Source organism: Borborobacter xinjiangensis, assembly GCF_047739745.1.
In the GTDB taxonomy this organism is placed as follows: domain Bacteria; phylum Pseudomonadota; class Alphaproteobacteria; order Rhizobiales; family Rhizobiaceae; genus Pseudaminobacter.
In genome coordinates, this window is sequence record NZ_JBLLVA010000027.1 from 12,426 (window position 1) to 36,998 (window position 24,573).

Sequence of the window (24,573 nt, forward strand, 5' to 3'; positions counted from 1 at the left end):
GGGGGCATGTTGCATTATGTGATCAGGCGGCTCTTCACCGCCATTCCGACGCTGTTCGTGATCATCGCGCTGGCGTTTTTCCTGATGCGCGTTGCCCCCGGCGGGCCGTTCAACCAGGAACGGGGCCTTTCGCCCGAGGTGAAGGCCAATCTCGAAAAGGCATATGGCCTTGACGAGCCGCTCTGGCGGCAATTTCTCACCTATCTTAACAACCTGCTGCATGGCGATTTCGGCCCCAGCTACAATTTGCCGGATTTCACCGTGGGTGAGCTGTTCGCCAATGGCTTACCGATATCGGTGCAGCTTGGCGCTTCGGCACTGGTCCTCGCGCTGGTCGTCGGCGGCGCGCTCGGCATCATCGCCGCTCTCAACCAGAACAGGCTCGGCGACTATCTGGTGATCGCCACCGCCACCGCCGGCAGCACGATTCCCACTTTCGTGATCGCGCCGGTGATCCAGCTTCTGTTCGGCCTGACCTGGAAGCTGCTGCCGATCGGTGGCTGGGGCGAAGGCGCGCTGCTCAACAAGGTCGGTCCGGTACTGACGCTTTCCTTACCGCAGATCGCCATCGTGGCGCGCCTGATGCGTGGCTCGATGATTGAAGCGCTGCGCTCGCACCACATCCGCACCGCCAGGGCATTGGGTTTATCGAACTGGTCAGTGGTCGTTCGCCACGCATTGCGCGGCGCGCTGCTGCCCGTCATCTCCTATGCCGGACCTGCCGCGGCTGCCCTGCTGACAGGTTCTGTCATCGTCGAGACGATCTTCTCCATTCCCGGCGTCGGGCGCTATTTCGTCGATGCGGCGCTTAACCGCGACTACACGCTGGTGATGGGCACGGTGGTGGTGATCGCCATCTTCACCATCGTCTTCAACCTGATCGTCGACATCCTCTACGCCTTTGTCGATCCGAGGGTTCGTTATGACTGACCTCTCCGCCCCGGTTGAGGATGGGAGCGCTGGCCGCTCGCTTTGGGGCGACGCCTGGGCAAGGCTCAATGCCAACCGCGCGGCGATGGCGAGCCTTCTTTATCTCGCGCTGATGGCAATCGTCTGCATTGTCGGACCCTACTTCGTGCCGCACCAGTTCACCACGATCTACTCCGATTATGTGCGCACGCCGCCGAGCTTCTCCGCCTATCCCCAGACGCAGATGATCGAGAAGGCACTCAACGAAGCGGTGAGGCGGATGCGCCTCGACGTTGCCGAATGGGGTCAGGAGGGGGAGCGCATCTATGTCACGCTTACCTCATCGAGGACGATCGACGAGCGCAACCTGCGCTACCTCGAGCGCTCCGATACGTTCAACGACGCCAAGATCGAGCAGACGTCGCCGGACGGATCGCGCATGGTGATGAGTGCCTCGGTCAAACAGCACTATTTCCTGTTCGGTACCGATAATGTCGGGCGCGATCTGTTGTCGCGCACGCTGATAGCGGGCCGCGTGTCGCTGGCGATCGGGCTGCTTGCCGGCATAGTGGCCGTCGCCATCGGCGTGCTCTACGGCGCGACCGCCGGTTTCGTTGGCGGCAGGACCGACGAGGTGATGATGCGCGTCGTCGACGTCCTGTATTCGCTGCCTTTCATCTTCTTCGTCATCATGCTCGTCGTCTTCTTCGGGCGGAACTTCGTGCTGATGTTTCTCGCCGTCGGCGCGGTGCTGTGGCTCGACATGGCCCGCATCGTGCGCGGCCAGGCCCTGTCGATCCGCCGTCAGGAATACGTATCGGCCGCCGAGGCGTTGGGGGTCAGCGCGCGCGGCATCCTGCTGCGCCATGTGATCCCGAACCTGCTCGGCCCGGTCGTCATCTACATGACCCTGCTCGTGCCGCACGTCGTCATCCTGGAAAGCTTCCTATCCTTTCTCGGCCTCGGCGTGCAGGAGCCGATGACGAGTTGGGGCGTGCTGATCTCGGCCGGCGCCAAGAACATCGGCACGGCCAATTGGTTGCTCTTTTTCCCGGCGTTCTTCCTGGTCTCGACGCTGTTTGCGCTGAACTTCGTCGGTGATGGCCTGCGCGATGCGCTAGATCCGAAGGATCGATAGATGGCCAAACAAGAGACCATTCTTTCGGTGAAGGACTTGAAAGTCCGCTTTCGCACGCTCGATGGCGTGATCGAGGCAGTGAACGGCGTCAACGTCACCGTGAAGGCCGGAGAGACAATCGCGATCGTTGGCGAATCCGGCTCGGGTAAGAGCCAGACAATGATGGCTGCGATGCGGCTCCTCGCCTCAAATGGCGAGGCGAGCGGGACCGTGGACTACCGGGGACGCAATCTCCTTACACTCCCCAAGTCCGACCTCAACCGCATTCGTGGCCGCAAGATCGGCATGATCTTCCAGGAGCCGATGACCTCGCTTGATCCGCTCTACACCATCGGCAGCCAGTTGATGGAGCCGATCCGGCGCCACCAGGGCCTGAGCGCCGCAAAGGCTAGGATCGAGGCGCTGCGGCTTCTGCATCTGGTGCGCATCCGCGATCCCGAGCAACGGATGAGATCCTATCCACACGAAATGTCGGGCGGGCAGCGGCAGCGCGTGATGATCGCCATGGCGCTCGCCAACGATCCCGACATCCTGATCGCCGACGAACCGACGACAGCACTGGATGTGACCATCCAGGCGCAAATTCTTACGCTGCTGGTCGACCTGCAACGCCAGTTCGGCATGGCGATCGTCTTCATAACACACGATCTCGGCATCGTGCGGCGCCTGGCCGACCGGGTCTATGTCATGCGCCAGGGCGAGGTGGTGGAGGAGGGCGAAACGGAGGCGATGTTCGCCGCTCCGCAGCACCCGTACACGAAAATGCTGCTCGCGGCCGAACCCACCGGCAGCAAGGCGCCGCCGCCCGCGGATGCGCCAGTTCTGCTGGAAGGACGCAATGTCGAGGTCGTGTTCCGGATCGGCGGCGGATTTCTGGTCCGCGACCCACTCCTGTTGCGCGCGGTGGACCGCATCTCCATCCGGCTGAAGCGCAGTCAGACCATCGGTATCGTCGGCGAGTCGGGGTCGGGCAAGTCGACCCTCGGCCGTGCTCTGCTAAGGCTCCTGCCGAGCGGAGGCGCGATCCATTTCGCCGATCGGGACATTTCGGAAGCCGACCGGCAGGCCATGCGACCGCTGCGGCGCGAATTGCAGCTGGTCTTCCAGGATCCGTTCGGCTCTTTGTCGCCGCGCATGACGGTCGGCCAGATCGTCACGGAAGGCTTGCTGGTTCATGAGGCGGGCCTCTCCTCGGCCCAGCGTGACCGGCGCGCTGTCGAGGCGCTGGTGGAAGTGGGGCTCGATCCCAATTCGCGCAACCGCTATCCGCACGAATTCTCAGGCGGGCAGCGCCAGCGCATCGCCATCGCGCGCGCCATGATCCTGAAGCCCAAGGTGGTCGTGCTGGACGAGCCGACATCGGCGCTCGATCGCTCCGTGCAAAAGCAAATCGTGGAGCTGCTGCGTAAATTGCAGGCCGACCATGCCCTGTCATACCTGTTCATCAGTCATGATCTTGCCGTGGTGCGGGCGATAGCCGACTACATCATTGTGATGAAGGAAGGCCGTATCGTAGAGGAAGGGCCAACTGTGGCGATTTTCGATGCCCCGCGGAACGCCTACACGCAGGCGCTGATGGCTGCTGCGCTCAAGCAGACCCGATTTCGGACCGGCGCCGACATCTATCCGGATGGTTGAAGGCGGGTGTGCGGTAATGCAGATATTCCCTCCGGCGATTGTCGGCGCTCGCCCGCCTTTTACGGAGCCCGCCGCGCCTGAACGAAATTTGATTCGGCTCAACGCTCACCGCGATTCCGGATTGTCGTCCGAAGAGTTGATCGGGATCTCCACAAGCGCCCTGGCGCGCGACAGGCTGTCGGCGAAGCTGGCCGGACAGGTAGGGAGCCGTGCGGAAGCTTAGCGGGTCCTGGAGAATGCGCTCGTCATCCGCCTGCGACAGATAGCTGCCTTCAAGCAGAGATCGCAGTTCGGCGGTCGAGTTCAGATGACTCGGGAAAAGCCGGAACGCGGCGATATCTTCGAGGAGCGGAGAGACGTTGCCGTTCAGTCCTTCGAGGCTGAGCGCATGCCTGCCAGCGCGGCTGTAACAGGCACCCTCCAACAGTTCGATGCCGAACGGGAAGAATTTCCCGCAGTCGTACAACTGTCGGCAATCGAGCGAAGTCAAACGCCAAGGGCTGCGGCCGTCATGCGGTGAGCAGAGAGACATGGGCACTTACGACACGCCATCCCTCGACCAAACGTACCCAAGTTTGACTCTGGCGTCCGACGCGAGGTTCTCCCTCGCGTCGGAACTCCAGATTCGCAACCGCGAAATCCGCGCCAAGGTCGTTATTTCCAATCGCTGTATAGAGCGATTGAGGCCTTTGCTCGGGCGAGATTTTCTGAATGCGTCGATATCATCCTTGCCGTAAAGGCATTCGGTGACGCCGTAGCGGACCGTACGAGCGCTTGACCAAAAAAGCTCATCAAGCACCGCCAGATTATTACCGGTCAGCGCGGCCTCATAGCGCAAGACAGCGGCCCTGACCTCCGTCTCGATCTCTGGTCTGTTGATCGCTGGTTCGGTCATTTCGGACGGTATATTAGTCATGCAATCTCCAGGCCGTCACGTGAGTGTTCACCGCAAATTTTTTTGGCGAGATCAAGCAGAGCCAGATCAGTTCCCCTACCACCAATCAACGACAGGCCGATCGGCAATCCGTTGAGTTCGACCATCGGCAGCGAGATTTGCGGCAATCCTCCCAGTCCAGCAACACAAAGAAGATTCATCGCCTGGTGGCGGTAGATCGTCTCGAGTTCCTCATTTTTCGAGGCGAGATAGGGTGCGCTGCGCGGCGCGGTCGGAAGTATCAAAGCTGTGCCAACCGGCAGCAGCGTCCATAGGCGTTCCGTGATGTTAACTCGCTGTTTCCGGGCCGCGTCGACAGCCGTGGGGTCAAGGGTTGCCGCGGAAGTGAAGCGTTCTCTTATCCCCGGGCCGAACATCGGGCGAACTTTTTCAATCCATTCACCCAGAGACCCCCAAATCTCTGCTGCCTGAAGGGTGCGGAAAGTCTCAGACCAGCGATCAAGGCCATTCTCGGCCAACGTCACTCTTTTCGCCGGCCCGGCCACGGTCTCTACGAGAGCAACTGCCCCAAGCAGCGCCTCCTGTACTTCTGGAGCGAGGTCAGCTAGGGCGTCCGTGGCCAGCAGAAGAGTGCGAATTTCCTGCTTGGGCGCTTCTTTTCCGAGGAGAATTCGCCCAACCCGGTCAAACAAACCGATGTCACGCGCGAACCAGCCAGCGCAATCGAAGCTCGGAGCGAACGGAATAGCTCCTTCAAGAGAGATCCGGCCGTGGGTCGGACGCATGCCGAACAGTCCGCAATAACTTGCGGGGATGCGGACGGAGCCGCCACAGTCGGAGCCTAAAGCAAAGTCGACGAGGCCGCCTCCTACCGCCGACGCCGAGCCGCTGGATGAGCCGCCTGGAATGCGAGTGGCGTCGCGCGGATTGATCGGCGTGCCGTAGTGATAATTTTCACCAGTGAGGGAATATGCCAGTTCGTCGGTGACTGTCTTCCCCACCATGGTCGCTCCAGCATCCAGCAGTTGCTGCACGGCGACCGCCGTGACGGCTTCGGCGCCGTGCGTCCGCAACCAATCGGGATGACCGAAGCCAGTAACGCCGCCCTTGACGTGGAAGACATCCTTGACCGCGAAAGTGAGGCCGGAGAGAGGTCCCGACCCCGTGCTTTCGACGAAGATATGATCGACAGTGGCTGCCGCCTTGGCAGCTTCCTTCTCCTCACTGCTTCCCACTTGCACTGTGGGCTGCGCAAAATGAATGCCGACGGAAATGCATTGATGCTGACTGCAAATTGTCGAAGAAACCGCAAACAGACGATGCTTCGCAGAAAGCGACCAATGACCGGCAACTCACATTAAATAGGCCGCTAAAATTGCATCGTCAGTCCGAGGATCGGACCCTGCTGAACGATGTCGAAGACGAAGCTGCCCTTTTCGTAATCGACGCCGAGGGCACGATAACCGACCAGGGCCGAAAAACGGTCGCTGATGTGATAGCCGACTGCACCGGCAACGTCCCAGTCTACGTCGGCGGCGCCCGCGCCCACGAATGACCAGCCGGTCAGAAACAGCTTGGGTGTAAGGGAATAATTCAGTCGCAAGCCGGCCATGGCATCGACCCAAGTGGCTCCGTCGTGGAATGTCTGGTCATCAAGGATACCGCCGCTTATTGCGATATCGGTATCGACGGACCAGAGCCGTGCTCCGCCAATTACGTCCAACCGGAGCGGGTCGCTGTCCACGACAGCATAGCCGGCGCCGAGGAAGCCGGTAAACGTCTCGGATGAAACCGCGACCTTCGAAGCCACGATTCCGCGCGACGTACCTCGATCGGAGGCCATTTTGGTGTAGATCAGGTCCCCGACGATGCTGAATGGACCGTTGCGGGCTTCGCCGAGAACCATCCCGCCAAATTTCAGGTCATCAAAGATGTCGCTGAAGCTGCGGTCGATGCTGACCGTCGGGCTGCCGAACTGCGCGACGTTGCCGGAAATGCCAGCCATCCAGAAATAGGGTGCTGCCGTTACCGTCCATCCCTGCGCTGCGACTGGTTGGTTTTCGGGCACCACGGGGTTGTTCATGTCGGCCGCGATCGAGGAACCGGTTAGGGCAAGGGTAAGAGCCGATACGGGTCCAATAACCTTCATCTCTTGTCTCCAGAGCATGGTGCCGGGCAGTCCGGGTGTTGACTTGGGAATCGTTGTTTCCAAACCCGCGGCCTTCAGGCAGTACGTTACTGTTACAAGATCATCGGTCGGCCACGGTGGTCGCAGCGCGCGGATATGGCTTCAAGGCGCTATTGGCGGTCGAAGGCTTCCTTGCACAGGGCAACTACCTCGCATTCGATCTCCGCGCAGATTTGCTCGTAGTCTCGAATAATCACAGTGGAAGCTTTCTCTTTTCGCAGCCGGTCGAGCGTCGTCGTTGCGTCCTCGAAAGCGGTACAAAGGGCGCAAATTTCGCCGTTGCTGACCAAGACCTCGATTTGACGACGAAGCGCCGGTAACCTCAGCATCAGCCTTTTGGCTCCCCTTTCGGCCTGTTCCTCGTCGGTCGGCATCTCACAATTCCGTCCAATCAAGACGGCGGCGAATTCAGAGATCCTCTGGCTCGCTGCCCGTCGGCCTGTCGCTATTGGGACGCCGGGAAAATCACGGTCCAATCCTTTTTCATGCTCACCACCGGCCAGCCCTTCGCCTGTGCTTCGTCCAATCCCTTGTCGAGCTTCGCCAGCCGGTCCGCACGGTCGTAGGAATACTCGCGTTCGGCATCATCGTGGCGGATATAGACGGCCAGCCTCGGACCTTCGCCGGCCATCGTGTATTCGATCATTTGCAGGTCGCCATCGGAATTGCCGATCGCCATCAAGGGGCGGTGGCCGATGAAACGGTTGATGCCGACCGGCTTGCCTGGCCCGTCGTCGACGAATTCCATTTGCGGCTGCTTGATCAGTTCCGGCTCTCCGCCGCTGCCATATCGGTATTCCACCTTGCCGGAGGAGCCGATGACCTGTTCCGGCGGAATGCCGTAGACTTCCTTAGCGAAGACCCGCATGAACTCGACGCCGCCGCCGGATACGATGAATGTCTTGAAACCGTGCGCGCGAAGATAATCCAGAAGCTCAAGTTGCGGTTGGTAGACAAGCTTTGTGTAGGGAACATGCCGCTGCGGATGTTCGGCCGATGTGATCCAGTTGGAAACGGATTGCGCGAACGCGTCGGTCGTCATGCCGGCATGGGTGGTGGCCATAATCTGGGCCATTGCTTTCTTCCCCATGCCGGCGAGGATCTTCAGATCGCCGTTCAGGACGGATTTGAAGGGCTCCTCGTTGTTCCATTCCGGATGCTCGGGAGCCATTCTCCTGATCTCGTCCAGAGCGAACAGGAATTGAAACGGTACCGGTTTTTCGGCCCAGAGCGTCCCGTCATTGTCGAAAACGGCGATCCGCTCGGCCGGCGGGACGAACTCGGAGGAGCCTTCCGATGTCACGCGCGTGACGAAATCGATGATTGCCTGTTTTGCGGCGCTCTGATTCCATGAAGGCAGCGGCTGCGCGAAAGCGGCCGGCGCGAAGAACAGGCAAAGGAGGATGCCGCCAGCGACTGCCGCCGCTCTAGCAGGATTACAGTTCCTGGCAAAGGTTTCTCTAAATGTTCTGTTCATCTTGTTCGGCTTTCAAGGGCGATGACACGGCATCGGCCTGGACACCTCTGCGCCTGATGCAGCGGAAACCGATATGTGTCGTCGACGTATCCTCGGGTTGAGCATGGCGCGCCGCCGGCCGATATCGCCGGCAATAGTTGGGTGCGCAAAGATGTGATCCTCCCTTCAGCACGCGCCTTGGTATGCGGATGGCTGGTTGCCTTGGATCGCAGCTTTCGGTCCGGTCTTCGCGGCGGGGATTTTTCGGGACGCAGCACGGTTTTGCAGCCGGAACCGGGTGGGTTTGACTCCAGTAATCGCTCGTCCATTCCCAGACATTTCCGATCATGTCGTAGAGGCCATAGCCGTTGGCGGGAAAGCTTCCGATGGGCGAAGTACGTGCAAAACCGTCGATCAACGTGTTCCGGATCGGGAATGATCCGTGCCATGTGTTGGCCATCGGCTGGCCCTTGGGCATGAACTCGTCGCCCCAGGCATATTCTGCTCCTTCGAGACCTCCGCGCGCCGCCAGTTCCCATTCGGCTTCCGTCGGCAGGTCCTTGCCAATCCAAGCGGCGTAGGCGCGGGCATCCTCATAAGCCACCTGCACCACGGGGTGATCGGCCTCTGCCAGGAAAGTTCCTTTCGGGCCGTAGGGATTCTTCCAATCGGCACCAAATGTGAAGTGCCACCATTGGCTCATGTCGCGGCCTCTGGGCAGTGAACGCGGCGGCTCGAAGACCAGCGCTCCCGGATTCAGCATATGAGGCAGGGCGCCGGGATAATCCTTGGGGTCAGGCGCTCTTTCGGCCATGGTGACATAGCCGGTCGCGGCAACGAACATTGCGAATTGCCGGTTGGTTACCGGTGCGGCATCCATCCAGAAGCCATCCACGGTGACGGGATGCGCGGGGCGCTCCTCCGGATAATGTTCGTCCGATCCCATGACGAAAGTTGCGCCCGGAACGAAGACTTCGTTGTTGTCTTCACAAGGCCTTCCTTGCGCCTGTTCAACGCGGTCCATCATCGCTTGTCCCGGTCGTGATCGCCATCGTGTCAGTAGGGACCCGGACCACCTCCCGAACGAAGTACTTTACCGTAACAAGTCCATCGCTCCGGGCGTGGGAGCACTGGCAGTCGCTCCGGCAGGCGCATGCGAAAAAAGCGGGGCCGCTATGTCGCTAAACCCGCGCCGCTCGCGGGGACTTACTATGCCTGTTGTTACAGTTACGTACTCCAACCGGCGGTTCAGAGTGGGATTGTGCATCGGTGCCAGGCCGGCAAGGCGCGGGCGGCGGAAGCTCGCGCAGGATCGATAACGTCTGGTCGCCGCCCCCGCAGCATCAGCAGTTGCGACTGGGGCGCATGGGTGGAGGCTGCCGGCCCCTTTCTGGCAGTCGGGAACGACGAGGACACATGCCATGAACGTAGCCAGGAAGCTGTGGATCACGCTGTCGTCTGCCGTGTTTATCGCGGCGAGCGCTCCGGTGATCGCGCAGGAACAACAGCCCAACATCGTGGTCATCATGGGCGACGACATCGGCATGTGGAATATCGGCGCCTATCATCGCGGGATGATGGCCGGCAAGACGCCCAATATCGACAAACTTGCCGACGAGGGCATGATTTTCACTGATTACTATGCGGAAGCCAGCTGCACGGCGGGTCGTTCGGCCTTCATAACCGGCGAGCTTCCGGTGCGCACAGGCATGACGACGGTGGGCCAGGCGGGCGCCTCTACCGGATTGCCGGCGGAAGCGGTGACAATGGCCGAAGTGCTCAAGGACATGGGTTACACGACCGGGCAATTCGGCAAGAACCATCTGGGCGACCTGAACGAGTTTCTTCCCACCGTCCACGGTTTCGATGAGTTCTTCGGCTATCTCTATCATCTCGACGCGATGGAAGACCCCTGTCAGCCGACCTACCCGAAGGCGCTGAAGGAGCGGATCGGGCCGCGCAACATGATCCACAGCTGGGCCACCGACACGGATGATCCCACCGAACAGCCGCGCTGGGGCAAGATCGGAAAGCAGAAGATCGAGGACGCGGGCGAGCTATGCGCCGAACGCATGGAAACCGTCGACGACGAGATCCTGGAGCATACGCTGAAATTCATCGACAAGGCGCAGGAAGAAGACAAGCCATTCCTGGTTTGGCTCAATCCGACACGCATGCACATCGTGACGCATCTATCGCCGAAATATGACGCGATGCGCAATGCTGAGAATGGCTGGTCGATCCAGGAAGCCGGGATGGCCCAACTCGACGACATGGTCGGCTCGGTGATGCAGAAGCTTGATGAGATCGGCGAGGCCGACAACACGATCATCGTCTTCACCACCGACAACGGCACCGAGCTCTTCACCTGGCCTGATGGCGGCATGACGCCCTTCGCCCAGAGCAAAGGCACGGTAATGGAAGGCGGCTTCCGCGTGCCGACGGTCGTCCGGTGGCCGGGCAAGATCCCCGCCGGAAAGGTCGAGAACGGCATCATGTCGGGGCTCGACTGGTTCCCGACTTTCGTAGCCGCGGCCGGCAATGCCGATATCGTGGACGAGCTGAAGTCTGGAAAGAAGATAGGCGAACGCACCTACAAGGTCCATCTCGACGGCTATAACCAGCTCGACATGTTGACTGGCAAGGCAGAGTCGAACCGTGAGGAGGTCTGGTATTTCGGCGAGAGCCGCCTCGGCGCCCTGCGGATCGGTGACTACAAATACCGCTTCATCGAACAGCCGGAGGGCTGGCTTGGCGGCAAGACCTCGCTATCGGCACCCTACATCACCAACCTGCGGCTCGATCCGTTCGAGCGCGCTGGTTGGCCCAGCAACGGAACCAGTGAAGGCTCCTTGCAGTATTTCGAATGGTTCAGATACGAGTTCTGGCGGTTCGTTTTCGTGCAGGCGAAGGTCGCGGACCTCGCTAAGTCGGCGATTGAATTCCCGCCGATGCAAAGGGGCGCGAGCTTCAACCTGGATGCGATAAGGGCCCAGATTGCGGCCGCCCAGGCGGGTATGGCGCAATAGCCGCTGAGGTGACGACCCTTTGGCAGGCGGCCGTTCCTGCCTGCCATGAGGGCCGAGCGGGAACAATCGGTGTCACTGTCCGTCCTATTTTCACGAGAAGACATGCGTGCCATAAACGCCTTCATCAACCGAACCGTAAAATGGTTCCTGATCCTGTTCGGGCTGGTCACATGCGCGACGCTGCCGCTGGCGCTCGATATAGGCACGATCAGTCCTCTGCTTGGCGGCTTCGTCGATTATACACCCTCCAGCGTCCCCGCTCTGCGGCATTGGGGGCTCATGGTGTTTTGCATAGGCGTTCTGATGGTGATCGCCGCATTCCGTCCATGGCTGCGCTTTGAAACGATGCTTTTCAGCACGGTTGAAAAAGCCTTCATTGTCTATCTTTTTCTCACCAGCCTCGGCGAGCCGTGGGTAGCAGGTTATTTTCCACTCTTTCTCGTGGATGCGACGATCGTCGCTTACAGCATCGTCTATTTCATAAGCGAACGCGGCAGACCGAGGCGATGGGCAGCGGCAGATGGCACGCCCCCCGCATAGGCCGGGGGTGAGAGGCGTCCTCCGTGTTGACGGGCAAAGCGGTCGCCGTCAGTTGAAGGGAAGATGGCGCAGCAGGCGCCTTGTAGGCGTGCGCCCGAGCCTGATCGGCTCCAATCTTTCGCCGAACGATACGACGGAACGCCCACCCTCATGTGCCGAGATGTTCTGGACATGATCGAGATTGAATAAAAGCGAACGGCTGACGCGCACGAATGGCGGCTCGGGAAGCTCGGTTTCGAAGCTTCGAAGCAGGCGGCACACAAAAAAATGATTATGGCCGTCGGCCATCATGATGCGCGTGAAGTCACCTTCGGCCATCAGAAGCGCGATCTTGTCGACCGGTACGATGGCCGAGCGGCCTGGCAGTCTGATGTGGCGGCGTTGCGGGTGGTTCGAACGGGCTGCATCCTCTGTGCCAACTTGTTTTTGATGCCGCCGTAATCGATCCAGAGTGACCGAGAGGCGGTCCTCATCCACCGGTTTCAAGAGGTAGTCGAGGGCCGCGACATCGAATGCCTCCGGTGCGTACCCGCTGTGTCCCGTAACGAAGACGATGGCCGGTCTCGGATCGAGCTGACTCAAAAGATCAAAGCCACGGCCGTCACCGAGCTCGATGTCCAGGAAGATGGCGTCCGGTTTGAGCGCATCGGCCAACTGGCGCGCGCTGGCGATCGAATCCGCTTCGCCGACGACCTCGATGTCCGCGCTCGCGCTTATGATGCGTTTCAGGCCACGGCGTGCGCGGGGTTCGTCGTCCACCAGCATCAGGCGAAGCATGCGCTTCCCCATAGCGTCAGCCGCACAACCACGTCATCCCCTGCCTGGTTGACGGTCAACCTATGACGGTCTGGGTAATGCAGTTCCAGCCGGCGGCGGGTATTGGCGAGGCCAACAGCCGGCCGGTCGCGGCTACGTCGCTCCAACTGGCCGGAGTTGCGGATTTCCAGGGCGAGCTGCTCGTTGCGCCGTCCAGCTGTAATCGCGATCGCAAGATTCCCGTCAGCGGTAGCAAGACCGTGTTTGACTGCGTTTTCGACAAGCGGTTGCAGAATGAGATGGGGAACCCACGCATCCTCGACGTTTGGCTCGATATCAAATCGATAATCCAGCCGGCTTTCAAACCGCAGTTCTTGGATGCGCAAATAGTTGCGCATTGCCTCCAGTTCTTCGGCCAGCGGACACAATCGCTGGCCGTGGTGCGCGAGCGAATAGCGCAGATAGGCTGCCACACGCTTTGTCATCTCAAGCGCCGTATCGGGCGATTCAGGGATCTCCATGGCCACGACATTCAAGGCATTGAACAGGAAATGCGAATCCAGTTGCGAGCGCAACCGGTTCAGTTCGGCGCGAAGAGCGACTTCCCGCGCCTGGCCGCGTTGGAAACGCGCCGTGCGGGCGTCAGCCTCGGCGTTGATCCATAGATAGGCAAGCGACCATCCCATGAACACCAGCGTATAGTAGACGGCGGGAACGACGAGCTTGCCGGTAACCAGGCCAGGGTTGTTTTGCGGCAGCAGCGCCATTTTGATCGTATCGGCAACCAGCATCTGGCCCAGCCCGGCCACAACGGACAATACCAAAGCCACCGCAACGATCGTAAGGGTCACGCCATGTCTGATCCGATCCCGGAAGATCCAGTGGGCAAGCGCGGTCAGCGAAAATCCGAGGGGTTCGAGAACAGCAGTCAGGGCCAGTGCAAGCGGGACGTCCTGGAAGGCGACGATACGGCTGACGAAGCCGAATACAGCGCCGAAAAGCCAGCCGGCGGTTTGCGCGCGCCAGAACGATCCCAATGTTCGTTCCAGGGCCGTATTGGGAACGGCGATGGCTTCGTGCGTGAAATCCCGATTGGACGGGTTGCCGGCCGTAGCCAAATGCAACCCCTGCTGATCGGGTTTGGCAAGGACGCTCATTGGTACCCCCCAAATGCGCGGCTGCGCTCCAAACAGCCGCTTCGTCGACTCAATCGACCCCCTCGTCGAATAGGGTATGTCGGCACCCCGCGTCCCATGCCATCGTTCGGACGGGACCTGCGCAGGCAATGCCTAGCACGGTACCAGCCGGTTGACCAAATGCGGGCGGGGGCGATTCGTACATGTTTTGGGAGCAGGACGCGTCGAGCCGGCTTCACCTGCGCCTTGTGGGAATCGGGAAAGGGTCGGCACGCGCGCAGATGGCTGCTGAAGAAGCGCGTTTGTCCTTCGGCGGTGGACCGGAGGAGCCGCCGGTTTCCGCAGAGGAAGCATCGGCGGAGCTGGAGCGGATACTGACCGATCCCAAGTTCCGCTCATCCGAGCGCAATAAGCGCTTCCTGCGCTACGTCACGGAAAAGCTGCTCGAGGGTGAAGGCGACAAGATCAAGGCCTATTCTGTCGCCGTAGACGTATTTGGCCGCCCAGAAGATTTCGATCCTTTGATCGACCCCATCGTGCGCATAGAAGCGATGCGACTGCGCTCCTCGCTGGCGCATTATTACGAAGTCCACGGACAGGGTAACCTGCTTCGCATCGATCTGCCGAAGGGCGGCTACGTGCCCGTGTTCAGCCGGCGATCCCGAACGGAAGACGTAACCCAAGCCGCTGTCGATACGGCCGCTGTCGCCGACGTTCCGGATGCCAGCTCCGGGAATGAGCAATCGCAAGGATCGAAGCTTTTTTTGGGGCTTTCGACCGGTTTGGTCGTAAGCGGGATCCTGCTTGCGGGATTTGCCTTATCGCAGTTCGTGACCCCGGGGGAAGGCGCAATTTCAGAAAGGCCTCGGGCCTTTTTGAACGTCACTGTGAACGGTGACCAATCCACGCAATCCGCGCGCGATTTCAAGGAGGCGCTGCTTGTCGCCGTGTCCCAGTTCCAGACCGTCAGGATCGTAAACAAGCCGGAGGACCAGGTTCTGGCTGGCAATGCGCAGATGGTGCCGTCACTACCTGGCGCGTACGAGTCGGCTTACCAGATCGACGTGGACTATCGCCCGCACTCGCCACAGCGTTCGCTTTGGTGGCAGGTCATCGATCGCGATGGCAGCGAAGTCCTCATGTCGCGCGTCGTGTCGATTCAGGAGGAAGCGGAAGATCAGGGCTTGATAGTGGCGCGGCTGGCAAACCGCCTTGCCGGCCCGCGCGGGACGATCAGCAATACCGAGTTGCGCAAGGATTATGCCGCGCCGACATTGGGCTATGGGTGCGTCCTGCGCGCCTATCGGGCGCTTCACGCGTCTGATCCGGCAATGCTGCAGACGGCGAGAAGCTGTCTGGAGAAAACAATCGAGGCTCGTCCAGGCGATGCCGCCGCCCATGCGGCCCTTTCCCGGGTGTTGCCGGCGCTCAATCCGCTACAGCCTTCCCAAGAGGTCGCCAGACGCGCGCTGAGCCTGGCCAACACGGCCACTGTCCTTGCACCCGGCGCGGTTGCCGGCGTTCGGGCGCAAATGGAAGCGCTGTTCCATCTGGGCCACACCGATGCTGCCATCAAGGCCGGTCGACGCGCAACAGTGCTGAACCCGAGCGACCACGAGACCATTGCGGCCTTTGCCGGAGTTCTTGCGCTCACCGGGCACTGGGACGAAGCAATGTCGATGGTCGAGAAGTCGCTTGATCTCGCGGAAGGGGCGAGTCCCGAGGTTCATGCCGCTTTGGCCACGGACGCTTATCGGCGCGGCGCCTATGGAGAGGCCATCGCACACCTTGAACAGGCCCCTCCGGCATCTTGCTGTGAAGCCGGCATTCTGCGCCTTGCAACCCTGGGGCAGCTTGGGATGTTTTCTGCCGCAGGAACGACAGCAGCCTTGCTGCAACGGTCGGGCCTCGGATCACAGACGTCGGTTCGCCGCTACATGACGGGACGCCGCTTCGATCCTGCCCTTGTTTCGTTGCTACTGGATGGTATTTCCAAAGCCGGCCTGCCCCTCCAATAGCGACAGAGCGCCAACACCGCGCCAACCTGCAAGTTATCGACAGAGCGCCGTTGGTGATTGGGGCGACCTTCCTCAGCATCCGCCGGATGCAAGCCTTGTTACTGTAACGTACTTCGGGCGCAGCATGACATCATAGCACCCTCAACATCGGCTGCCTATTCAGCATGAAGTTTGCCTCCGGATAACGAATGGGCGGACGGAGACGTGCGACGCATACGGTTTCTGACGAAATAAGGACTGTCATGTCACGATCGAACCTGATCATCGCGCTGCTGTCAGCCTCTCTCATTGCCGGGCCGGCCTTGGCGCAGCAGGCAGCCAAGGCCCCGGCGGTCGTGGTTGCGCCGGCCAAACTTATGGATCTGCGTGAAAGCATCGGTTTCACCGGGCGCGTCGTGGCGCGCCAGAAGGTCGATCTCCGTGCCCGCGCGTCAGGCTTCGTCGAAGCGATCAACTTCACCGAGGGCGAGAACGTCGCCAAGGGCACTGTCCTCTATGAAATCGAGGACGGAGCCTATCGGGCAGCTCTTCAGGAAATACAGGGATCGATCGCGGCTGCCGAGGGGCAAAGCCGCCTGGCCATGGTAGACCGCGACCGCAAGGCCAAGCTGCTGCAACGCCAGACGGGTTCTCTGGCCGACCTCGATGCCGCAGAAGCGCAATTGGCGAAATCCGAAGGCGAGTTGACGCGCCTTGGCGGCAGCAAGAGCAATGCCGAACTAAACCTGTCTTATACTAAAATCATCGCACCTTTCGACGGCAACTTAGGTCTGTCCGCCGTCGATATTGGGGCGCTGGTCGGACCGGACTCTGCGGCGCTGGTCACGCTCACGCAGCTCGATCCGATCAATGTCGAATTTTCCGTAGCGACAGCCACCTATCTGCGTTTCCGCGAACGCCAACAGAAGGGCGAGATCGGAAATGAAGCCAATGTTCAACTAGTACTTCCGGACGGATCGACCTATCCTTCGAAGGGCACGATCAACTTCGTTTCCACCAATGTGGCCCAGGGTACCGATACCATCACGGTGCGAGCCGGATTCGACAACCCGAATTCCGTGCTGCTGGATGGCGCCTTGGTTCGCGTGCAGCTCGAACAGTCGCAGCCACAGGAGGTTCTGGCGGTTCCCCAGCAGGCGGTGCAGCGCGATCAGACGGGCACTTTCGTTATCATGGTCGGCGGCGACTCGGTTGCCGAACTCAGGCGTGTCGATGTGGCGCGCAATGCCAAAGGCCAGGCGGTCATTGCTAAGGGCCTGGAGGAGGGCGATCTGGTCATCACCGAAGGGGTCGGGAAAGTCAGGCCGGGCATGAAGGTGGACGCCGGACAGGCGACGGGCGGCTGAACCATGATCTCACAGGTTTTCATCGACCGCCCGCGGCTTGCCGCAGTCATTTCCATCGTACTGACCTTGGCAGGCCTGATTGCGCTGGGCCGCCTGCCGGTCGCCCAGTTCCCCGATATCGTGCCGCCGCAAATCAGCGTTACGGCCTACTATCCCGGCGCCGGCCCGGAAGTCGTCGAAGCCACCGTCGCCCAGCCGATCGAAGCCAAGATCGTCGGCGTCGACAACATGCTCTACATGAAATCGACCAGCGGTGCCGACGGCTCCTATAATCTGACCATCACCTTTGCCGTAGGAACCGATCCCGACATCGCGACCGTTAATGTTCAAAACCGCGTGGCGCTCGCCGAAGCCGGTCTGCCGGCTGAAGTCACGCAGACGGGGGTGAGCGTCAGCAAGAAGTCGTCGGCCTTGATGCAGGTTCTTTCCATCTACGACAAGAACGACAGCTACGATTCACTGTTCCTCTCGAACTACGCCACTATCAATGTTCTCGATGCGATCAAGCGGGTGCCCGGCGTAGGCGATGCATCGATGTTTGGCCCGCAGGACTATTCCATGCGCATCGTGCTTGACGTGGACCGGCTGACCAATATCGGTCTCACGCCCGCCGATGTCGTGGTGGCGCTGCGAGCGCAGAACGTTCAAGCCGCCATCGGCCGTATCGGTGCCCAGCCGATGACGGACGATCCGTTGTTCCAGCTCACCTTGCAGACTCAGGGACGGCTTACCGATCCAGCCCAGTTTGCCGATGTGGTTTTGCGGACTTCGTCGGACGGCTCGTTTGTCCGCATTCGCGACGTAGCCAAGGTCGAACTTGGCGCCGCCAATTCCGACGTGAGTGCCCGTTATAACGGCAAGCCGGTCGCCATGATCGGCACCTATCAGGCGCCGGGAGCCAATGGGCTTGCGGCAGCCGATGGCGTGCGCGCCGCAATGGAGCGGCTGGCTGAGTCCTTCCCCGATGGACTGGCCTACGACATCACCTACGATACGTCGCAGTTCGTCAAAGCGAGCGTGGAGAATGTAGAGCACACCCTGTTCGAGGCCTTCGGGCTTGTGATTGTGGTCGTTTTCCTGTTCCTCGGCAGTTTCCGTGCTACGCTTATTCCGCTGATTGCGGTTCCGGTGGCGCTGATCGGCACTTTCGCGGTCATGCTTGCTCTCGGGTTTTCCCTGAACACCGTGTCGCTGCTGGCGCTGGTGCTCGCCATTGGCATCGTTGTCGATGACGCGATTGTTGTCGTCGAGAATGTCGAGCGCGTCATGGAGGAGAATCCCGGCATGTCGGCTGCGGACGCGGCACGCCGGGCGATGAGTGAGATTACCGGCGCGATAGTAGCCATTACGCTGGTGCTTTTGTCGGTTTTCGTACCGGTCGCCTTCATTCCCGGCCTCAGCGGCCAGCTTTTCCAGCAATTTGCCGTCGCGGTCTCGGTATCGATGGTGCTTTCGGCCATCAATGCGCTCACCTTGAGCCCGGCGCTGTGCGCCATTCTCCTGAAGCCCCATCATGGGCCGAAGAAAGGTGCGCTCGGCTGGCTGTCGAGGCGCATCGACGGCGCGCGCGACAGCTATGCGCGGATTGCGGGGGCGATCGCCCGTAGGGCGGTCATCGGTGTCGTGCTGCTCGTTGCTGCGGCCGCTTTCAGCGGCTACCTGTTCAAGGTCGTGCCGACCGGCTTCCTGCCGAGTGAGGACCAGGGCGCCTTCTTCACCGAGATCCGCCTTCCCGAGGGAACCTCTTATAACCGCACCGATGCCATCGTGAAACGGGTTGAGGCAATGCTCGGCGAGATAGAGGGCGTGGAGAGCGTGGTCTCGGTTACCGGATACAGTTTCCTCGATGGGCTCGCCAAGTCGAACAGCGGCTTTGCGGTGGTAACCATGAAGCCTTTCACCGAGCGCGAGAACCCCGACAGTTCGGTCATGGTTGCAATCGGTCAGGCCATGGCGAAGGGCACGGCCATCCGCGAAGCCCAGGTCTTCGCCTTCAACCTGCCGCCGATCATGGGCTTGGGTACAGGCTCCGGCTTCGAGTACCAGTTGCTCGACCTTCAGGGACGTGCGCCCGCCGAGCTTGCCTCCGTGGCCGGCGGCCTGACCATCGCCGCCAACCAGAATCCGCGCCTGGGACCGACCTTCAACACCTATTCGGCCAGTTCGCCGCAGCTTTATCTCGACCTCGATCGGGATCGCCTGCAGGTGCTTGGCGTCTCGGTAAGCGACGTCTTCACCACGCTGCAGGGCACGCTCGGCGCACTCTATGTCAACGACTTCAACCTCTATGGACGTAGCTGGAAAGTGACCATGCAGGCCGCCGAGGGGGATCGCGGTTCGGTCGATGACATTTCCCGGCTTCATGTACGCAACGCTTCGGGAGAGATGGTGCCGCTCGCTGCGGTGGCCGAGGTGAAATATATCGTCGGGCCGCAATCGGTCGTGCGTTACAACAACTATCGCTCAGTCACGGTCAACGGCCAGCCTGCCCCCGGCGTTTCCTCGGGTGAGGCGCTTGCCGCGATGGGCACCATTTCCGAGCAGACGTTGCCGCCGGGCTACAGCTACGAATGGACCGGAACGGCATTGCAGGAACTGGAAGCCGCAGGCCAGACGACGGCTATACTCGTGCTTGCCGCGATCTTTGCCTATCTCTTCCTGGTGGGGCTTTACGAGAGCTGGGTGATTCCGGTGCCGGTGCTGTTGTCGGTGGTGGTCGGCATCGCCGGCGCCCTTGTCGCGATCCTCCTCGCGGGTCTTGAATTCGACATCTACGCCCAGATCGGCCTGGTGGTGCTGATTGCGCTAGCCGCCAAGAACGCGATCCTGATTGTGGAATTCGCCAAGGATAGGCGCGAAAAGGGCTTGGAGATCGTCGACGCGGCCATTGAGGGGGCGCGCGCGCGTTTCCGCGCCGTGATGATGACCAGCCTGGCCTTCATTGCGGGGCTGATTCCTCTGGTTTTTGCCAGCGGTGCCGGCATGCTTAGCCGCCGTGCGGTCGGAACCGGCGTCGCGGGCGGCATGATTGCGGCTTCGTTCATCGGTATCTTTGTTGTTCCGGCGCTCTATGTCGTTTTTCAATGGCTTAGAGAGCGTACGCATGCTGTCGTTCGTCGGTCCGTGGATGATCGCAGTCAGAAAGCTCTTTGAAAATGTATGACCGCAGGCAAAACGGTTCGGTTGCGAAATTTTTTCGAACCCTGCTTGATCGTCAGCTGAGTGGTCGACGCCACGCTCTGCCACCATTGTTTTCAGACATTTCGACCAGTCGATGCTTTTGCCGTGCGCGCGCTGGTACCTGCTTTACAATCTCAGCCTGATGGCCGAACGCGTTATCCGCATTGATCATTCTATTGTTCACTGCGGTCCCAGCCCTTCCGCCGAGCCAAGCCTTGCTGGAACGTTTTGAGGACGTCATGATAACCACAGGTGCCCGCGATGGGTGATGCGCCGGGACGAAAACGAGCGGGCGCCTGGCGGTAGCGACTGGCGCTAGCGGCCGCTACGGTGAGGGTAAAGCAAGCGCCTGTATCGAGGACGAGGCGGAATTGCGCGATGCTGTGCTCTTGACCCGGCCCCCGGCAATGACGTTGGCCCCGCCTGCCGCATGCTTTCGGCCGCGGCACCGGCTGGCGGCCAGCCTGCCGAGGAGCTTCTGAGGGGCAAAAGCCTCAGGATCTCGGTCACGCCCGCAACGACGAGGGGCCAGCGCCCTGGCAGGTGAGCTCCGCCAGCTCTCCGCCGGCTGGCGCAAATATCGTCAGTTCAACACCAATCGGTGGTGAAGATGGGTGTCGATCGAGCCGGCAACCAGCACTGGAACGAAAGCCGGACGGACATATCTGAGGCCGTAGCCTATGGTGGTTCCGCTGGCTGTGAATCGCTGTATCTCCAGAACCGCGCCGTTGGGCAGGCTCAGATAGTCGCCACCCAACTTCTGCGGCCTCCAGGTATCGGCGACGTCGAAGACCCGTTCTACTTCCGCCACCGCGTCGGAATATAGAGGATGATCGTGGGCGATTACGTCGAACATCTCATACTCATCTCCGCCCCGCCGCTCCACCTGTACCATCCATCGAGGTGCTTCGTTGACGAGCTCCCTCTGCTGGCGCAGGACAGGGATATTATCGAACAGTCTGGGAATCCCGAGCAGCGACGTCCTTGAGATGGGCACATCGGTTGCCTCGAAGGTCTCTGGTCCGCCCGGGTTGCGCTCTGTGACGGAGACTTTCAACAGTCCGTTCGGCTGAACCGAGATGACGGCGGTCACCCGGTTATCATCGCTGTCCCAGACGCCTACCCACATTGCCGGGTTCGAGTAGCGGAAAGGCCGCGAGTCGATGTTTTGTGGTGTCGTGGTGGGGAACGGGATCGTCGTCGAGGCCGGCGGCGCAGTATTGCTGACAGTGATGCTCAGATGCCAATGGAAATCGCCGTAGGGTTGTGTAAAAATCTGACCGACCGACCAAAAAATCAGCCACGGCAGGCTCTGCGCCTCGGCCAACTCGTCGTGCGGCGAGGAGAGATTCGTGCGCTTGACCGAGATGGTGGCGGGCGTCATATCGCGCGTGTCGAATTCGGCCGTGCCCGGAGAGATACGCGGGTCGAAGCGCATGGCCTCAAAGCCGGCGCCCCTGCGCGGGGACCAATAGGGCAGGTAGTGGGAGATTTTGAAGAATTCCGTGGTGCCGCTGGTATTGGTGGTGCGGAAAAGGACCCAGCCCTCGGTCCCCGTCATGATGCTGCTTAGAATAGGAATGTCTCCGCCTGACTCCGCCTGGTAACTACGGGTTTCGCCGGGCGCGATGGTGCCCGTCGCCTGCGAGGGCAGGCTCCCGTCGGCCCATTCGCCGTGATCGAGATGATCGTCGACCCAGACGATCGAGGCCCCGCCGGCATTGGTGATGTTGCATCGGAAGAGACGCGCGGTCATGGAACCCTCCTTGTAGCAAGCACATCCGGGAGCGCCGACAGGCGAGGGCCTGAATGTATGAGAGTGATACGGCGCTCGATTAAGTTAAGCCAAATACGTTGGGCCGTTTCGATCAATTCGGACATTCGGCCAGTGAGACCCCGCCGTCGGCAGTAGATGCCCCGCACGTCGTTGGATAGAACGCGCGGACAACACTCATCTGGTGGCAGGAGGAGGCCTTTGAGCGCAAGACCGACGTCAAGCTTGATGGTCCTAGTTCATGCCTTCGACCCAGCTTCATGCCTTCGACCCAGCCATCCGCCAGCCTGAGAACGGTTTCCGGCACAGATTCGAATGCTACATCGCACGAGATCGTGACGAGAAACACGCACCGCCGTCGAGCGTGGAATGACGGCGACCGCCGTCAGGCTTGGGCGCCAGGCTCTTCCTATGATCCTTGGCATCGACCTGGCAAGAATAGCTGTAGCGTCGTTGGATTGGACGAAGTGGATCAGTGATCGTGCGACGGCGGATGCGACGCGACGGGGTGATCGCGTTCGCTGCAAAGCTATCTCCCTGCACGATGGCAATGGAAGCAAGCTGTGGTGCCCATCACATGGGCCGGAAGCTGGCGCTGGGGCACGAGGTCCGGCTGATGTCGCCGGAATATGTGCGGCCTTACGTCAAGGCTCAAAAGAATAACGACCGCGATGCCAAAGCGATCGCCGAAGCGGCGACCCGACCCACCATGCGCTTCGTCGAACTCAAGAGCGAGGAGCAGCTCGACGTCCAGGCACTGCACCGAGTGCGCGATCGCCTGGTCAGTGAATGCACCTCGTTGACCAACCAGATCAGAAGCCTGTTCTTAGAGCGCGGATATGTCGTGGCGCAGGGCCACGCCCGACTGCGCCTCTTGCTTGGTGAACTGCTAGACAATGGCGGCGACACGCTGAGCCCAGGGATGGCCTTCCTGCTCGAGGACATGCGCTCGCGCTGGGAGGAACTAGACCCGCGGCTTTTGATGCCGAGTTCGCAACCACGGCCCGGACCGACGACGCTCGGGTGATCGCGGTTCCAGGCGCAAACATCAATCCGACAGCGCTGACAGTTCCGAGGACGGAATGACATCGGCCGGGCATCCGGGCGCAACGACGATCGCCCGGATCTTCACTTCTTTGGCGTTGATCCCAGCATAACGCTGAAGTCGCGCGAGATAGTGTGTCAACATCGGCGTCAATATGGGTTGCTCATAGTGCAGTTCGCCCAGGGCGGAATATCGAAGATGCTTTCCTGCTGCGTACCAGTCGACGACGGCGCGATGCCAGCCCTGCGGAGAGACGCCAGCGATGTCGATTTGGCAGCCGTCCGTCACGCCGTGCACCCATGCCGGATCCGTTTCCGCGGCAGCTCTATGCGTCTTAAAGCCGTGCTTCTGAAGAAGGATCACGATGTCCTGGTCGCCAACATCGGCCATCCCGCCGCTCGGCGTGGCTCGGCCATAGACCTTGATAGCGAGGCTCGCTGCAAGCAGCATGCCAAGGACTACACTAAGCGTGAGCCGGCGCATCAGGCTTGATCCCTGCGGTGTAGATGGCGAGAACCGCCAGGAGAGTCACCCATTCCGCCGCCATTGCGCCGGCTGTACCATGAATCAGCGCGTAATAGCCGGGGAAAACGCCAATGAGTGAGATCCGGAACACGTTGATCCCGATTGTAACAAAGCAGGCAAGCAGGATTGAACCGATGATCGACCGCGACCATGGCCGATCGTAGGCCTTCACGAACAGCGCGCCGCACAGAAGAGCGAGCGACACATTGGTGAGTGAAGAGCATGCCGGCTCAAGGAACAGCACGCCGTTTCCGTTGGCGAAGGGGACCGTGTTGCCCGTGCTCTGCGTTCCGACCAGCCAGCCGACGAGCTTGGCGTCCACGCCGAGGATCGTATTGCTGAATGAAGCGAAGAGGATGCGGGCCCATAGCATCGGCACGGTCATGGCGACGAGCACGACAGCGGCCCGCCGCAGGGGGCCATACGGCGGTGAGGTCCAGGCGAGCCAAGCTGCCAACCCCGCGATCGCCAGCCAGGCGAGAGACGGGACGGGCAGCAAGAAGGCGATCGCGGCGGCTGCGGCTGCGACCAGGTCCATCCATGTCGGAGCCTCGCGCGGGGCCCGCGCAAGCAACCACAGGGCGAGGATAGCCGCCGCCCAGACCACCGCGCTGACCCCGAGTGTGTTGAACAGTGCCGACAAGACACCGCTCCCGGCAATCTGATCGGCGGCCCGTTCGCTGATGCCGTTGGCGAAGCCGACAATAGTGAGGCCACCAAACAACAGACCCCGGGTGACCGGTGTGGCCTGCGGGTGAGCGCCCGCATCAGGCGCGGTCGCCGAGGTCGAAGCGCGCGCGCGTGACCTGGACGCATCGGCACGGGAAAGTTGTTTTGGACGTTTCGTCACGGCCTCCCGGCACCTCACTGAACGGAGTGCGTGAAACCGCAGCCGCTCACGCGTACAGCTATTTCCTGCGCCGGAGCAAATACACTGCGTACCCACCCGCGATCGCCAAAGCTGGGAGGCCGAGCCCAAGGACAGGCCCCGGCGCGGAAT

General features: G+C 60.9%; 19 protein-coding genes and 3 pseudogenes. 10 read left to right on the forward strand and 12 right to left on the reverse strand.

The window, feature by feature from the left end; all coding sequences use genetic code 11:
• The first annotated feature begins 6 nt into the window (after window positions 1-6).
• From oppB to ACLKMW_RS21485, 3 genes are read left to right on the forward strand one after another with little or no spacing between them, the layout of a single operon-like run.
• Window positions 7-930 (forward strand): oligopeptide ABC transporter permease OppB, encoded by a 924-nt coding sequence (gene oppB / locus ACLKMW_RS21475; protein ID WP_415726572.1) that lies wholly within the window; start codon window positions 7-9, stop codon window positions 928-930.
• Entirely contained in the window at window positions 923-2,047 is a 1,125-nt protein-coding gene (locus tag ACLKMW_RS21480; RefSeq protein ID WP_415726573.1) for an ABC transporter permease, read from the forward strand. Before oppB ends, ACLKMW_RS21480 begins: the two co-directional genes overlap by 8 nt.
• On the forward strand, window positions 2,048-3,685 hold the full coding sequence (locus tag ACLKMW_RS21485) for an ABC transporter ATP-binding protein (protein ID WP_415726574.1): 1,638 nt from the start codon (window positions 2,048-2,050) through the stop codon (window positions 3,683-3,685).
• Here the strand turns inward: ACLKMW_RS21485 and ACLKMW_RS21490 are convergent.
• From ACLKMW_RS21490 to ACLKMW_RS21520, 7 genes and pseudogenes are all read right to left on the reverse strand, one after another.
• Window positions 3,636-4,175 (reverse strand): aromatic amino acid lyase, encoded by a 540-nt coding sequence (locus tag ACLKMW_RS21490; protein ID WP_415726575.1) that lies wholly within the window; start codon window positions 4,173-4,175, stop codon window positions 3,636-3,638. The two genes, ACLKMW_RS21485 and ACLKMW_RS21490, sit on opposite strands and share 50 nt — an antisense overlap.
• A gap of 19 nt (window positions 4,176-4,194) precedes the next feature.
• A pseudogene (gene hpxZ, locus ACLKMW_RS21495) lies at window positions 4,195-4,580 on the reverse strand (oxalurate catabolism protein HpxZ).
• A gap of 17 nt (window positions 4,581-4,597) precedes the next feature.
• The gene (locus tag ACLKMW_RS21500) at window positions 4,598-5,821 is read right to left on the reverse strand and encodes an amidase (protein WP_415726576.1); all 1,224 of its coding nucleotides are present in this window, start codon (window positions 5,819-5,821) and stop codon (window positions 4,598-4,600) included.
• A 128-nt stretch (window positions 5,822-5,949) separates the two neighbouring features.
• Window positions 5,950-6,729 carry a hypothetical protein gene (locus ACLKMW_RS21505; protein WP_415726577.1) on the reverse strand — a complete coding sequence of 260 codons (780 nt, stop codon included), beginning with the start codon at window positions 6,727-6,729 and terminating at the stop codon, window positions 5,950-5,952.
• 149 nt (window positions 6,730-6,878) lie between these two features.
• A complete protein-coding gene (locus tag ACLKMW_RS21510; RefSeq protein WP_415726578.1) occupies window positions 6,879-7,142 on the reverse strand; it encodes a hypothetical protein in 264 nt (87 codons plus the stop codon).
• A 71-nt stretch (window positions 7,143-7,213) separates the two neighbouring features.
• A complete protein-coding gene (locus ACLKMW_RS21515) occupies window positions 7,214-8,245 on the reverse strand; it encodes an HAD family hydrolase (protein ID WP_415726579.1) in 1,032 nt (343 codons plus the stop codon).
• Entirely contained in the window at window positions 8,229-9,248 is a 1,020-nt protein-coding gene (locus ACLKMW_RS21520; RefSeq protein WP_415726606.1) for a formylglycine-generating enzyme family protein, read from the reverse strand. Before ACLKMW_RS21520 ends, ACLKMW_RS21515 begins: the two co-directional genes overlap by 17 nt.
• A gap of 397 nt (window positions 9,249-9,645) precedes the next feature.
• Here ACLKMW_RS21520 and ACLKMW_RS21525 point away from each other — a divergent pair, with 397 nt between their 5' ends.
• Both ACLKMW_RS21525 and ACLKMW_RS21530 read left to right on the forward strand, forming a co-directional pair.
• A complete protein-coding gene (locus ACLKMW_RS21525) occupies window positions 9,646-11,253 on the forward strand; it encodes an arylsulfatase (protein ID WP_415726580.1) in 1,608 nt (535 codons plus the stop codon).
• A gap of 102 nt (window positions 11,254-11,355) precedes the next feature.
• A complete protein-coding gene (locus ACLKMW_RS21530) occupies window positions 11,356-11,793 on the forward strand; it encodes a hypothetical protein (protein WP_415726582.1) in 438 nt (145 codons plus the stop codon).
• 48 nt (window positions 11,794-11,841) lie between these two features.
• On the opposite strand, the gene ACLKMW_RS21535 is transcribed toward ACLKMW_RS21530, so the two are convergent.
• On the reverse strand, window positions 11,842-12,570 hold the full coding sequence (locus ACLKMW_RS21535; RefSeq protein WP_415726583.1) for a LytR/AlgR family response regulator transcription factor: 729 nt from the start codon (window positions 12,568-12,570) through the stop codon (window positions 11,842-11,844).
• The gene (locus tag ACLKMW_RS21540; protein WP_415726584.1) at window positions 12,558-13,706 is read right to left on the reverse strand and encodes a sensor histidine kinase; all 1,149 of its coding nucleotides are present in this window, start codon (window positions 13,704-13,706) and stop codon (window positions 12,558-12,560) included. Before ACLKMW_RS21540 ends, ACLKMW_RS21535 begins: the two co-directional genes overlap by 13 nt.
• Before the next feature lie 260 nt (window positions 13,707-13,966).
• Here ACLKMW_RS21540 and ACLKMW_RS21545 point away from each other — a divergent pair, with 260 nt between their 5' ends.
• From ACLKMW_RS21545 to ACLKMW_RS21560, 4 genes and pseudogenes are all read left to right on the forward strand, one after another.
• Window positions 13,967-15,703: a tetratricopeptide repeat protein gene (locus ACLKMW_RS21545; protein ID WP_415726585.1), complete on the forward strand. Its 1,737-nt coding sequence runs from the start codon at window positions 13,967-13,969 to the stop codon at window positions 15,701-15,703.
• 242 nt (window positions 15,704-15,945) lie between these two features.
• On the forward strand, window positions 15,946-17,049 hold the full coding sequence (locus tag ACLKMW_RS21550; RefSeq protein ID WP_415726586.1) for an efflux RND transporter periplasmic adaptor subunit: 1,104 nt from the start codon (window positions 15,946-15,948) through the stop codon (window positions 17,047-17,049).
• 3 nt (window positions 17,050-17,052) lie between these two features.
• Complete coding sequence (locus tag ACLKMW_RS21555; protein WP_415726587.1) at window positions 17,053-20,202, forward strand: efflux RND transporter permease subunit; 3,150 nt, start codon at window positions 17,053-17,055, stop codon at window positions 20,200-20,202.
• Between the two features lie 121 nt (window positions 20,203-20,323).
• Window positions 20,324-20,410, forward strand: a pseudogene (locus ACLKMW_RS21560) (IS6 family transposase); the annotation flags it as partial.
• 402 nt (window positions 20,411-20,812) lie between these two features.
• Here ACLKMW_RS21560 and ACLKMW_RS21565 read toward each other — a convergent pair.
• Complete coding sequence (locus ACLKMW_RS21565) at window positions 20,813-21,985, reverse strand: hypothetical protein (RefSeq protein WP_415726588.1); 1,173 nt, start codon at window positions 21,983-21,985, stop codon at window positions 20,813-20,815.
• Window positions 21,986-22,461: 476 nt separating this feature from the next.
• Between ACLKMW_RS21565 and ACLKMW_RS21570 the strand changes: the two are divergent.
• Window positions 22,462-23,068: pseudogene (locus ACLKMW_RS21570) on the forward strand (IS110 family transposase); the annotation flags it as partial.
• Here ACLKMW_RS21570 and ACLKMW_RS21575 read toward each other — a convergent pair.
• Together ACLKMW_RS21575 and ACLKMW_RS21580 are read right to left on the reverse strand one after the other, a co-directional pair.
• On the reverse strand, window positions 23,052-23,498 hold the full coding sequence (locus ACLKMW_RS21575; RefSeq protein ID WP_415726589.1) for a hypothetical protein: 447 nt from the start codon (window positions 23,496-23,498) through the stop codon (window positions 23,052-23,054). The pseudogene ACLKMW_RS21570 and the gene ACLKMW_RS21575 sit on opposite strands and share 17 nt — an antisense overlap.
• Before the next feature lie 13 nt (window positions 23,499-23,511).
• Complete coding sequence (locus tag ACLKMW_RS21580) at window positions 23,512-24,423, reverse strand: exosortase/archaeosortase family protein (RefSeq protein WP_415726590.1); 912 nt, start codon at window positions 24,421-24,423, stop codon at window positions 23,512-23,514.
• Between the last annotated feature and the right edge of the window lie 150 nt (window positions 24,424-24,573).

Excerpts from the sequence above, each read along its gene's own strand:
- oppB (WP_415726572.1), top strand. The coding sequence starts at position 7 with ATGTTGCATTATGTGATCAGGCGGCTCTTCACCGCCATTCCGACGCTG.
- ACLKMW_RS21480 (WP_415726573.1), top strand. The coding sequence starts at position 923 with ATGACTGACCTCTCCGCCCCGGTTGAGGATGGGAGCGCTGGCCGCTCG.
- ACLKMW_RS21485 (WP_415726574.1), top strand. The coding sequence starts at position 2,048 with ATGGCCAAACAAGAGACCATTCTTTCGGTGAAGGACTTGAAAGTCCGC.
- ACLKMW_RS21505 (WP_415726577.1), bottom strand. The coding sequence starts at position 6,729 with ATGAAGGTTATTGGACCCGTATCGGCTCTTACCCTTGCCCTAACCGGT.
- ACLKMW_RS21510 (WP_415726578.1), bottom strand. The coding sequence starts at position 7,142 with ATGCCGACCGACGAGGAACAGGCCGAAAGGGGAGCCAAAAGGCTGATG.
- ACLKMW_RS21515 (WP_415726579.1), bottom strand. The coding sequence starts at position 8,245 with ATGAACAGAACATTTAGAGAAACCTTTGCCAGGAACTGTAATCCTGCT.
- ACLKMW_RS21520 (WP_415726606.1), bottom strand. The coding sequence starts at position 9,248 with ATGGACCGCGTTGAACAGGCGCAAGGAAGGCCTTGTGAAGACAACAAC.
- ACLKMW_RS21525 (WP_415726580.1), top strand. The coding sequence starts at position 9,646 with ATGAACGTAGCCAGGAAGCTGTGGATCACGCTGTCGTCTGCCGTGTTT.
- ACLKMW_RS21530 (WP_415726582.1), top strand. The coding sequence starts at position 11,356 with ATGCGTGCCATAAACGCCTTCATCAACCGAACCGTAAAATGGTTCCTG.
- ACLKMW_RS21535 (WP_415726583.1), bottom strand. The coding sequence starts at position 12,570 with ATGCTTCGCCTGATGCTGGTGGACGACGAACCCCGCGCACGCCGTGGC.
- ACLKMW_RS21540 (WP_415726584.1), bottom strand. The coding sequence starts at position 13,706 with ATGAGCGTCCTTGCCAAACCCGATCAGCAGGGGTTGCATTTGGCTACG.
- ACLKMW_RS21545 (WP_415726585.1), top strand. The coding sequence starts at position 13,967 with ATGGCTGCTGAAGAAGCGCGTTTGTCCTTCGGCGGTGGACCGGAGGAG.
- ACLKMW_RS21550 (WP_415726586.1), top strand. The coding sequence starts at position 15,946 with ATGTCACGATCGAACCTGATCATCGCGCTGCTGTCAGCCTCTCTCATT.
- ACLKMW_RS21555 (WP_415726587.1), top strand. The coding sequence starts at position 17,053 with ATGATCTCACAGGTTTTCATCGACCGCCCGCGGCTTGCCGCAGTCATT.
- ACLKMW_RS21565 (WP_415726588.1), bottom strand. The coding sequence starts at position 21,985 with ATGACCGCGCGTCTCTTCCGATGCAACATCACCAATGCCGGCGGGGCC.
- ACLKMW_RS21575 (WP_415726589.1), bottom strand. The coding sequence starts at position 23,498 with ATGCTGCTTGCAGCGAGCCTCGCTATCAAGGTCTATGGCCGAGCCACG.